Here is an 11726-nt window from a genome sequence, read left to right as displayed (position 1 = left end):
CCCCCCCCCCCCCCCCCCCCCCCCCCCCCCCCCCCCCCCCCCCCCCCCCCCCCCCCCCCCCCCCCCCCCCCCCCCCCCCCCCCCCCGCCCCGCCCCCCCCCCCCCCCCCCCCCCCCGCCCCCGGGCCGCGCCGCCCCCCCCGCCCCCCTGCCGATGGCCATCAAGCCAAACCGGCACGAACTGGAACTGTGGGCAGGTACATTGCTGCCCACGCTGGCTGAAACGGTGGACGTGGCACGCGCCATCCATGCGCGTGGCGTGGCGCAGGTCATCGTGTCGCTGGGCGAGGACGGCGCGCTGTTCGTCACGGCACAAGGCACATGGCAAGCGAGCCTCCCGCCTGTGCGCGCCGCCAGTACCGTCGGCGCGGGCGACGCCATGGTCGCCGGCGTGCTGGCCGGCTGGCATGCCGGTGCTGGCATGGAAGAGACGGTGCGCCTGTCGGTGGCCTTTGCCGCATGCAAGCTGCAGCGCCTGGGCCCGCACTTGCCGGCTCAGGAGCAGGTGCGCGAACGCGCGGCCGCCGTCCAGATGCAGCGCGTGGCCTGACGCCCCGTCCATCGCATCGTCACACGCTCAACGCATTCAAGGAGCCGATCATGGCAAACCTGCTGGCAATTCTCGGTGCAGACGGCCGCACCACACGCGCGATGCTCGCCGGTGCGGCCCTGCGCCACGCGGCACGCGAGTCGGGCTGCACGCTCGACGTGGACGTGCGTGGCCCGGACACCGGCTCGGTCGTCGACACGGCGACCCTGGCCACCGCCGAGGCCGTCGTCTGGGCCGGGCTCACGCCCGATGAGGCAGCTCGCCATGCCAATCCGCGCACGCTTGAAGTCACGCTTGACGAAGTGCTCGCCGACGCCCGGACCGTGCTGGCCCGCATGATGCACAACATCCCGACCGTTCCGAAAACCGGCGTGCAAGCTAAACGCATCGTTGCCATCACATCGTGCCCGACCGGCATCGCCCACACCTTCATGGCGGCCGAGGCGCTCACGCAGGCCGCCGGCGCACTCGGCCACACGATCCACGTGGAAACGCAGGGCTCGGTGGGCGCACAGAACACGCTGTCGGCTGAGGCCATCGCAAGCGCGGATCTCGTGCTGATTGCCGCCGATACGCAGGTGGACCTGTCACGCTTTGCCGGCAAACGCGTCTTCCGCGCCGGCACCAAGGCCGCCATCCACGATGGACAAGCGCTGATCCGCCGAGCATTCGATGAGGCCTCCTTGGACGCGCCTGGGACGGCGCAGTCGACGCACGCCGCGGCCCCCGCCGCCGAACAGCAGCGCTCCAGCCCGTACAAGCACCTGATGACCGGTGTGTCGTTCATGCTGCCCTTCGTGGTGGCGGGCGGCATTCTCATCGCGCTGGCGTTTGCGCTGGGTGGCATCTACGTGACCGACGCCTCGGCCGGCCACACGCTGGGCGGCGCACTGTTCCAGATCGGTGCCAAGTCGGCCTTTGCGTTGATGGTGCCCGTGCTCGCCGGATACATCGCTTATTCGATCGCCAGCCGGCCGGGTATTGCACCCGGGATGGTCGGCGGCATGCTGGCCGCCAGCCTCGGGGCCGGGTTTCTTGGCGGCATCGTGGCCGGGTTCGTTGCCGGCTATGGCACCGAGGCGCTCAACCGTTGGCTGAAGCTGCCGCGCAATCTGGAAGGGCTGAAACCGGTGCTGATCCTGCCGGTGCTCGGCTGCCTGTTGACCGGCCTGGTGATGCTGTATGTGGTCGGTGCACCGGTTGCCGCGCTGCTCACCTCCCTCACGACCTGGCTGCGCGGCATGCAGGGCGCCAACGCGGTACCGCTGGGCGCACTGCTGGGCGGCATGATGGCCTTTGACATGGGCGGCCCCATCAACAAGGCTGCGTATGCCTTCAGCACCGGGCTGATTGGCGCACAGGTCTACACACCCATGGCGGCCACCATGGCTGCAGGCATGACACCGCCGCTGGGCATCGCTCTCGCAGCATGGCTGTTCCCGTCGCGGTTCACCCAAGACGAACGCCAGGCGGCACGGGCCACCGCCGTGCTCGGCCTCGCCTTCATCAGCGAGGGAGCGATCCCGTACGCGGCCCGCGACCCGTTCCGCGTGATTCCTGCGCTCGTGGCGGGCTCAGCCTGCGCGGGCGCCCTATCCATGTTGTTCGGGGTGGAACTGCGCGTGCCGCACGGCGGGGCATTCGTGCTGCCGATCCCGAACGCGGTGACGCACCTGGGCGGCTACGTGGCAGCACTGGTTGCCGGCACGGTCGTTACCGCCGTGCTGCTTGCAGTGATGAAGCGCCGGGTGGCTGAAGCCCGCTGAAACGGCGCCCCGTGTGATGGAAGCCGTGCACATCGCGCGGCTTCTCTGTCTCAAAAACGCTCAAAAGCGACGCAATCCGCCCGATTCTGTTTGCCTGCCCTGCCCGTTTAGCTATGATGCCGGGCAAATCAACTCTCGGGGGAGAGCAATGCAATCTCGCAGAATCACCGGGCTGCTGGCCATGTTCGCAGCGGGCCTCATCGGCATGGCATCAAGCGGCGCGCGCGCCGAGACGGGCGTGACCAACGACGCGATCATCGTCGGCCAATCGGCGCCGATGAGCGGCCCAGCGGCACAGCTCGGCCAGCAGATGAACCGCGGCGCCCAGCTGTACTTCAACGCTGTCAACGCCGCAGGCGGCATCAACGGACGCAAGATCGAGCTGAAGGTGCTCGACGATTTCTACGAGCCCGATGCGACGGCCCGCAACACCAAGACGCTGATCGACGACACCAAGGTCTTCGCCCTGTTCGGCTATGTCGGTACACCGACCAGCTTGGCGGCGCTGAAGATCGCCAACCCGGCGGGCGTGCCGTTCTTTGCGCCGTACTCCGGTGCCTCGGCGCTGCGTGAGCCCTTCGCGCGCAACGTCTTTCACGTCCGCGCCAGCTACAACGACGAAACTGCCGCGATCGTCCAGCAGATCCACACCACGGGCCTCAAGCGCATCGCCGTCGTCTATAACGACGACGCCTACGGCAAGGCCGGCCTCGATGGCGTGCAGCGCGCGCTCAAGCTGCCGGCAAGCCAGGGCGTGACGCTCGTGGCCCAAGCCAGCGTGGTGCGTAACACCACCGACGTAAAAGGCCCGGTCAGCACCGTGCTGGCGCAGAAGCCCGATGCCATCGTTGTCATCAGCGCGTACCAGACTGTGGCCGCCCTCGTGAAAGGTGCGCAGGAACAGGGTTACGCAGGCCAGTTCTACAACGTGTCGTTTGTCGGCACCAAGGCACTCGCCAACGCGCTCGGCAAGGCCGGCGGCGGCGTGATCATCTCTCAAGTGATGCCGTATCCGTATAGCGGCGCATCGCCCGTGGTACGCGATTACCAGAAGCTGCTCAAATCGGACGGCATTACCGATTTCGACTACGGAAGCATCGAGGGCTACGTCGCAGCGCGCGTCTTCGTTGAAGGTCTGAAGCGTGCCGGCCGCGACCTGACGCGCGAAAAATTCGTCGGGGCACTGGAGTCGATGGGCAACTACGACGTGGGTGGCTTCAACGTGAACTTCTCGCCATCCAACCACGTTGGCTCCAAGTTCGTTGAGATGACGATCATCAATTCGAACGGCCAAGTGATCCGCTGACCGCGTATCACAAATGAAGAAAGGAAATCGGGCCACGTGCCCGTTTTTTTTGCGTTCAAGCCGGCTGCAACTGCGGCTGCCGCTGCGCGAGCCGCCGCATGAACGCTTCGCACTGCGCGATCTGCGCGAGTTCGATGTACTCGTTAGGCTTGTGGGCCTGCTCGATATTGCCCGGGCCGCACACCACGGTCGGAATGCCCGCGCGCGAGAACAGTCCCGCTTCCGTCCCATAGTCCACCTTGCCGACCGCGCCACGGCTATCGGCCAGCGCTTGCGCCAGCGTCACCAACGCGTGCGACGGCGCAATCGACAGGCCTGGTGTATTGGCTTTCATGGCGAAGCTGATGTCCGCGTCGGCAGAAAGCTCGCGCATCTGCGGCAGCAGCGTCTGTTGCGCATAACGCTCGACCTCGCCGAAAAGCCAGTCCGGATCCGTGCCCGGCAGATAGCGGAAATCGAAGGTGAATTCGCAATCGCGCGGCACCACGTTGGTGGCAATGCCACCTTTGATCGTGCCGGTGTTCAAGGTGGTGTGGGGCACGACAAAGGCCACGTCGCGCGCCTCTTCTGCCGCCAGACGCGCGGCCAGCGAACGGATATGCGCGATCAGCAACGCCGCAAACTCGATCGCATTCACGCCCTGCGGCGTCAACGCCGAATGCGCCTCCTTGCCGCGCACGCAGCATCGGTATTCGCGCTTGCCCTTGTGCGCAATGATGGCGCGCATCGAGGTGGGTTCACCGACAATGCAGCCCGCAGGCTGAATGCCGCTGGCCTCCAGATCACGCAGCAGGCTGCGCACGCCCACGCAGCCGATCTCTTCGTCGTACGACAGCGAGAGATGAAAGCTGGCATCGCCCTCCGCGGCCATGAACGCGGGCACATGTGCGAGCGCCACGGCAATGAAGCTCTTCATGTCGGCCGTGCCGCGCCCATACAGGCGGCCGTCGCGGATCTGTGCATCAAACGGGTTCGTATCCCACGGCTGGCCATCGACCGGCACCACATCGGTATGCCCTGACAACACCAGCCCCGGCTTGCGCCCTGGCGACAGCGTTGCAAACAGATTCGCCTTGCCACCGGTCGCGTCGTACGTGAGTCGACACTCCGCACCCTGCGAGCGCAAGCGGTCGCGCACCCACTCGATCAAGCCAAGATTGGAATTGCGGCTGACCGTATCGAACGCAACCAGCGTGCGGATCAATTGCAGAACTTCGTCGGAAGGTTGCGAAGCAGCGGCGATGGCGTCGGCAGACATGATGGGCTGGTGGGCTCGAGGTCGTTCACGTAGCGCTCGGAGAGCCGCAGCGGGAAGCCCGGCATCGGCGGCGCGCGGTCAATTGGCGGACCTCCAGTGTAGGCGTTTCGGCCGTTCGACTTCGTCTGTATGCGAGAGCACGCAAGCCACCGGGTGAAGAATCCATACGAAACTGCATGGACGAACTGAGCAATTGGGCTGGTGGCGGGTCAGAAATCGCCCTTCGGCGTATCATCGAACGTGATTCCGAACTTTCAGCCAGAACACGAGCATCCCATGAAGCTGATCCCAGAAATCCAAGCCGCGCAGCCCGAGATCCAGGCGCTGCGCCGCGACATCCACGCGCATCCCGAACTGTGCTTCGAAGAACAGCGGACCTCCGATCTGGTCGCGGCCAAGCTCGCCGAATGGGGCATCGAAGTACATCGCGGCTTGGGCAAGACCGGCCTGGTCGGAGTTATCCGCAACGGTGAAGGCAAGAGCATCGGCCTGCGCGCCGATATGGATGCGCTGCCGCTTGCCGAGGCCAACCAGTTCGAGCATCGCTCCAAGCACGACGGCAAGATGCACGCGTGCGGCCACGACGGTCACACGGCAATGCTGCTCGGTGCCGCACACTACCTGTCCAAGCACCGCAATTTCAGCGGCACCGTAAACCTCATCTTCCAACCCGCAGAAGAAGGTGGCGGCGGCGCACGCGAGATGATCAAGGACGGCCTGTTCGATCGATTTCCGTGCGACGCCGTCTTCGGTCTGCACAATTGGCCGGGCGTGCCGGTCGGCGCTTTCGGGACGCGAGCGGGCGCGCTGATGGCATCGAGCAACGAGTTCCGCATCACGATCAAGGGAAAGGGCGCGCACGCGGCGCTGCCGCACAACGGGAACGATCCGGTATTCGTCGGGGCTCAGGTGGTATCGGCGCTGCAAGGCATCATCACGCGCAACAAGCGCCCGATCGACACCGCCGTCCTCTCCGTCACACAGTTCCATGCCGGCGATGCGACCAACATCATCCCGAACGAAGCCTGGATCGGCGGTACGGTACGCACCTTCTCCACCGACGTGCTGGACCTGATCGAACGCCGTATGGAGGAAGTCTCTAGAGGCATCGCCGCTGCATACGATTGCACGGTCGACTTCGTCTTCCATCGCAACTATCCCCCGACCGTGAACACGGAAGCTGAAACGCAATTCGCGGCGGCCATCATGCGTGAGCTGGTCGGCGCGGATAACGTTGACGCAAATATCGATCCGACCATGGGTGCCGAAGATTTCTCGTTCATGCTGATCGAGAAGCCCGGCTGCTTTGCCTTCATTGGCAACGGCGACGGTGACCACCGCGAGCAAGGCCACGGTCTGGGCCCGTGCATGCTGCACAATCCAAGCTACGACTTCAATGACGAGTTGCTGCCGTTGGGCGCGACATATTGGGTTCGCCTGGTCGAGAAATTCTTGGCACGTAGTTAGTCAGCCCGCTCGCGTGAACACCCAAAGCCTCCCTTCCGGAGGTTTTTTTCTTTTGATGAGGGGAGAGCGGAGGGACGAGGAGGTTGGATGTGGCGTGCAGATCGATGCATGCGATCTGTCGTTCCAAAGCAAACACCCCAGCTCTGTAGGAGAGCTGGGGTGTTGAGGGGAGAGCCTGGCGATGACCTACTTTCACACGGGAATCCGCACTATCATCGGCGCGGAGTCGTTTCACGGTCCTGTTCGGGATGGGAAGGGGTGGTACCGACTCGCTATGGTCACCAGGCTATGACTTGTTGCGTCGCTGACTGAGGGTCAACGCCGCCAATATGGGAATGTAGTGTGTAGGGGTTGTGATTTGTGAGTATCAGGCACAAGGCAGACCCAGCCGGAAACATACCGGTTATAGGATCAAGCCGCACGGGCAATTAGTACTGGTTAGCTGAACGCATTACTGCGCTTCCACACCCAGCCTATCAACGTCCTGGTCTCGAACGACCCTTCAGGGAGATCAAGTCTCCAGGGAATCCTCATCTTCAGGCAAGTTTCCCGCTTAGATGCTTTCAGCGGTTATCTCTTCCGTACATAGCTACCCTGCGATGCCTCTGGCGAGACAACAGGTACACCAGCGGTACGTCCACTCCGGTCCTCTCGTACTAGGAGCAGCCCCCGTCAAGATTCCAACGCCCACGGCAGATAGGGACCAAACTGTCTCACGACGTTTTAAACCCAGCTCACGTACCTCTTTAAATGGCGAACAGCCATACCCTTGGGACCGGCTACAGCCCCAGGATGAGATGAGCCGACATCGAGGTGCCAAACACCGCCGTCGATATGAACTCTTGGGCGGTATCAGCCTGTTATCCCCAGAGTACCTTTTATCCGTTGAGCGATGGCCCTTCCATACAGAACCACCGGATCACTATGTCCTGCTTTCGCACCTGCTCGACTTGTCGGTCTCGCAGTTAAGCACGCTTTTGCCATTGCACTTTAGGTACGATGTCCGACCGTACCAAGCGTACCTTCGAACTCCTCCGTTACACTTTGGGAGGAGACCGCCCCAGTCAAACTGCCTACCATGCACTGTCCCCGACCCGGATTCACGGGCCAAGGTTAGAACCTCAAACAAACCAGGGTGGTATTTCAAGGACGGCTCCACCGAAACTAGCGTCCCGGTTTCAAAGCCTCCCACCTATCCTACACAGATCGGTTCAAAGTCCAATGCAAAGCTACAGTAAAGGTTCATGGGGTCTTTCCGTCTAGCCGCGGGGAGATTGCATCATCACAAACACTTCAACTTCGCTGAGTCTCGGGAGGAGACAGTGTGGCCATCGTTACGCCATTCGTGCAGGTCGGAACTTACCCGACAAGGAATTTCGCTACCTTAGGACCGTTATAGTTACGGCCGCCGTTTACCGGGACTTCAATCAAGAGCTTGCACCCCATCATTTAATCTTCCGGCACCGGGCAGGCGTCACACCCTATACGTCCACTTTCGTGTTTGCAGAGTGCTGTGTTTTTATTAAACAGTCGCAGCCACCATTTTATTGCAACCCCTTCGTCCTTCTGGCGCGAGCCAGTCAAACTACAAGGGCGTACCTTATCCCGAAGTTACGGTACCAATTTGCCGAGTTCCTTCTCCCGAGTTCTCTCAAGCGCCTTAGAATACTCATCTCGCCCACCTGTGTCGGTTTGCGGTACGGTCTCGTATGACTGAAGCTTAGAGGCTTTTCTTGGAACCACTTCCAATTGCTTCGCGACCTAAAGTCGCTCGCCCCACACCCTTGAATCACGCACCCGGATTTGCCTAAGTGCCATCTCCAATGCAGGGACCGGGACATCCAACACCCGGACAACCTTCCGCGATCCGTCCCCCCATCGCATCATACGACGGTGCAGGAATATTAACCTGCTTCCCATCAGCTACGCATCTCTGCCTCGCCTTAGGGGCCGACTCACCCTACGCCGATGAACGTTGCGTAGGAAACCTTGGGCTTACGGCGAGGGGGCCTTTCACCCCCTTTATCGCTACTCATGTCAGCATTCGCACTTCTGATACCTCCAGCATCCTTTACAAGACACCTTCACAGGCTTACAGAACGCTCTCCTACCATGCACTTACGTGCATCCGCAGCTTCGGTATATTGCTTAGCCCCGTTACATCTTCCGCGCAGGACGACTCGATCAGTGAGCTATTACGCTTTCTTTAAAGGGTGGCTGCTTCTAAGCCAACCTCCTGACTGTTTTAGCCTTCCCACTTCGTTTCCCACTTAGCAATATTTAGGGACCTTAGCTGGCGGTCTGGGTTGTTTCCCTCTTGACACCGGACGTTAGCACCCGATGTCTGTCTCCCGTGATTGCACTCTTCGGTATTCGGAGTTTGCTATGGCGGGGTAATCAGCAATAGACCCCCCAACCATGACAGTGCTCTACCCCCGAAGGTGAGACACGAGGCACTACCTAAATAGTTTTCGGAGAGAACCAGCTATTTCCAAGTTTGTTTAGCCTTTCACCCCTATCCACAGCTCATCCCCTAACTTTTCAACGTTAGTGGGTTCGGTCCTCCAGTACGTGTTACCGCACCTTCAACCTGGCCATGGATAGATCACTTGGTTTCGGGTCTACACCCAGCGACTGAACGCCCTATTCGGACTCGCTTTCGCTACGCCTTCCCTAATCGGTTAAGCTTGCCACTGAATGTAAGTCGCTGACCCATTATACAAAAGGTACGCCGTCACCCGTTTCCAGGCTCCGACTGTTTGTATGCATGCGGTTTCAGGATCTATTTCACTCCCCTCCCGGGGTTCTTTTCGCCTTTCCCTCACGGTACTGGTTCACTATCGGTCGATTACGAGTATTTAGCCTTGGAGGATGGTCCCCCCATCTTCAGACAGGATTTCACGTGTCCCGCCCTACTTGTCGTACACCTAGTTCCACAATACTGTTTTCGCATACGGGGCTATCACCCACTATGGCCGGACTTTCCATTCCGCTTTGCTAACAATACTGCTAAAGAGTACAAGGCTGATCCCATTTCGCTCGCCACTACTTTGGGAATCTCGGTTGATTTCTGTTCCTGCAGCTACTTAGATGTTTCAGTTCACTGCGTTCGCTTCCCTTGCCTATGTATTCAGCAAGGGATGACCCATTCGGGCCGGGTTTCCCCATTCGGATATCTGCGGATCAAAGCTCGTTTGCCAGCTCCCCGCAGCTTTTCGCAGGCTACTACGTCCTTCATCGCCTGTAATCGCCAAGGCATCCACCACATGCACTTATTCGCTTGACCCTATAACGAGTATGTCTCGCTATAGGCTGAGTTCTCGCGTTGTGCCGTATTCCAAGACAATCTTTCGATTGCTCTGGTAATACTGGTTGATACAATCACAACCCAGTGTCGCGTTTTGTATGTGCGTCTCATCAACGCACCGCGACACCTTTACTACATTCCATATTGTTAAAGAACAGCCGAGCTTTCACTCGTCTTGGCTAGGCCAAACGCAAACACCGCATTCATCGACATCTCTGTCGATGCTTGCGTTTGGCAACCAGAAGGTATTGGTGGAGGATGACGGGATCGAACCGACGACCCCCTGCTTGCAAAGCAGGTGCTCTCCCAGCTGAGCTAATCCCCCAGTCACGGCAGAGAACAACTTCCACCGTCCGTAACTTGGTGGGTCTGGTAGGACTTGAACCTACGACCCCCGCCTTATCAAGACGGTGCTCTAACCACCTGAGCTACAGACCCTTGGCTGTAACATCAAACAAACCGATAAGTGTGGACGCCTAACGTCGGATGCACGCTCTTAAAGGAGGTGATCCAGCCGCACCTTCCGATACGGCTACCTTGTTACGACTTCACCCCAGTCATGAACCCTACCGTGGTAATCGCCCTCCTTGCGGTTAGGCTAACTACTTCTGGTAAAGCCCACTCCCATGGTGTGACGGGCGGTGTGTACAAGACCCGGGAACGTATTCACCGCGGCATGCTGATCCGCGATTACTAGCGATTCCAGCTTCACGTAGTCGAGTTGCAGACTACGATCCGGACTACGATGCATTTTCTGGGATTAGCTCCACCTCGCGGCTTGGCAACCCTCTGTATGCACCATTGTATGACGTGTGAAGCCCTACCCATAAGGGCCATGAGGACTTGACGTCATCCCCACCTTCCTCCGGTTTGTCACCGGCAGTCTCTCTAGAGTGCCCTTTCGTAGCAACTAGAGACAAGGGTTGCGCTCGTTGCGGGACTTAACCCAACATCTCACGACACGAGCTGACGACAGCCATGCAGCACCTGTGTCCACTTTCTCTTTCGAGCACCTAATGCATCTCTGCTTCGTTAGTGGCATGTCAAGGGTAGGTAAGGTTTTTCGCGTTGCATCGAATTAATCCACATCATCCACCGCTTGTGCGGGTCCCCGTCAATTCCTTTGAGTTTTAATCTTGCGACCGTACTCCCCAGGCGGTCAACTTCACGCGTTAGCTACGTTACTAAGGAAATGAATCCCCAACAACTAGTTGACATCGTTTAGGGCGTGGACTACCAGGGTATCTAATCCTGTTTGCTCCCCACGCTTTCGTGCATGAGCGTCAGTGTTATCCCAGGGGGCTGCCTTCGCCATCGGTATTCCTCCACATCTCTACGCATTTCACTGCTACACGTGGAATTCTACCCCCCTCTGACACACTCTAGCCGTGCAGTCACCAATGCAATTCCCAAGTTAAGCTCGGGGATTTCACATCGGTCTTGCACAACCGCCTGCGCACGCTTTACGCCCAGTAATTCCGATTAACGCTTGGACCCTACGTATTACCGCGGCTGCTGGCACGTAGTTAGCCGGTCCTTATTCTTCCGGTACCGTCATCGACCCCAGGTATTAACCAGAGCCATTTCTTTCCGGACAAAAGTGCTTTACAACCCGAAGGCCTTCTTCACACACGCGGCATTGCTGGATCAGGCTTTCGCCCATTGTCCAAAATTCCCCACTGCTGCCTCCCGTAGGAGTCTGGGCCGTGTCTCAGTCCCAGTGTGGCTGATCGTCCTCTCAGACCAGCTACTGATCGTCGCCTTGGTGGGCCTTTACCCCACCAACTAGCTAATCAGACATCGGCCGCTCCTATAGCATGAGGCCTTGCGGTCCCCCACTTTCACCCTCAGGTCGTATGCGGTATTAGCTAATCTTTCGACTAGTTATCCCCCACTACAGGGCACGTTCCGATGTATTACTCACCCGTTCGCCACTCGCCATCAATCTAGCAAGCTAGATCATGCTGCCGTTCGACTTGCATGTGTAAGGCATGCCGCCAGCGTTCAATCTGAGCCAGGATCAAACTCTTCAGTTCAATCTGCTGTTTTCGCTCTTTACGAGCGGTCGCTCAC

At 59.8% G+C, this 11726-nt stretch carries 4 protein-coding genes, 2 tRNA genes, 3 rRNA genes and 1 pseudogene; 4 read left to right on the top strand and 6 right to left on the bottom strand.

Annotation, left to right across the window (positions count from 1 at the left end):
* Positions 1 to 129: 129 nt before the first annotated feature.
* The 3 genes and pseudogenes from R2N16_RS25180 to R2N16_RS25170 form a co-directional block, all read left to right on the top strand.
* Positions 130 to 549, top strand: a pseudogene (locus tag R2N16_RS25180) (PfkB family carbohydrate kinase); the annotation flags it as partial.
* Positions 550 to 599: 50 nt separating this feature from the next.
* The gene (locus tag R2N16_RS25175) at positions 600 to 2315 is read left to right on the top strand and encodes a PTS fructose transporter subunit IIC (protein ID WP_316669727.1); all 1716 of its coding nucleotides are present in this window, start codon (positions 600 to 602) and stop codon (positions 2313 to 2315) included.
* Positions 2316 to 2463: 148 nt separating this feature from the next.
* Complete coding sequence (locus R2N16_RS25170; protein ID WP_316669726.1) at positions 2464 to 3621, top strand: ABC transporter substrate-binding protein; 1158 nt, start codon at positions 2464 to 2466, stop codon at positions 3619 to 3621.
* A 55-nt stretch (positions 3622 to 3676) separates the two neighbouring features.
* Here R2N16_RS25170 and argE read toward each other — a convergent pair whose 3' ends face one another.
* Positions 3677 to 4879 carry an acetylornithine deacetylase gene (argE, locus tag R2N16_RS25165; RefSeq protein ID WP_316669724.1) on the bottom strand — a complete coding sequence of 401 codons (1203 nt, stop codon included), beginning with the start codon at positions 4877 to 4879 and terminating at the stop codon, positions 3677 to 3679.
* Positions 4880 to 5155: 276 nt separating this feature from the next.
* On the opposite strand from argE, the gene R2N16_RS25160 reads away from it, so the two are divergent.
* A complete protein-coding gene (locus tag R2N16_RS25160; protein ID WP_316669721.1) occupies positions 5156 to 6346 on the top strand; it encodes a M20 aminoacylase family protein in 1191 nt (396 codons plus the stop codon).
* Between the two features lie 173 nt (positions 6347 to 6519).
* Here the strand turns inward: R2N16_RS25160 and rrf are convergent.
* The 5 genes from rrf to R2N16_RS25135 form a co-directional block, all read right to left on the bottom strand.
* Positions 6520 to 6632 (bottom strand): 5S ribosomal RNA (gene rrf, locus R2N16_RS25155).
* A 121-nt stretch (positions 6633 to 6753) separates the two neighbouring features.
* Positions 6754 to 9632, bottom strand: a 23S ribosomal RNA gene (locus tag R2N16_RS25150).
* A 270-nt stretch (positions 9633 to 9902) separates the two neighbouring features.
* Positions 9903 to 9978 (bottom strand) — tRNA-Ala (locus tag R2N16_RS25145).
* Positions 9979 to 10014: 36 nt separating this feature from the next.
* A tRNA-Ile gene (locus R2N16_RS25140) sits at positions 10015 to 10091 on the bottom strand.
* A 60-nt stretch (positions 10092 to 10151) separates the two neighbouring features.
* Positions 10152 to 11689, bottom strand: a 16S ribosomal RNA gene (locus R2N16_RS25135).
* The 16S, 23S and 5S rRNA genes sit together here with 2 tRNA genes alongside, the layout of an rRNA operon.
* Positions 11690 to 11726 lie beyond the last annotated feature (37 nt).

Origin of the sequence: Ralstonia psammae, assembly GCF_958405935.1 — a bacterium.
Taxonomy (GTDB): Bacteria; Pseudomonadota; Gammaproteobacteria; order Burkholderiales; family Burkholderiaceae; genus Ralstonia; species Ralstonia psammae.
The sequence above is the reverse complement of the archived record's forward strand: the minus strand, read 5'-3'. Positions and strand labels throughout refer to the sequence as shown.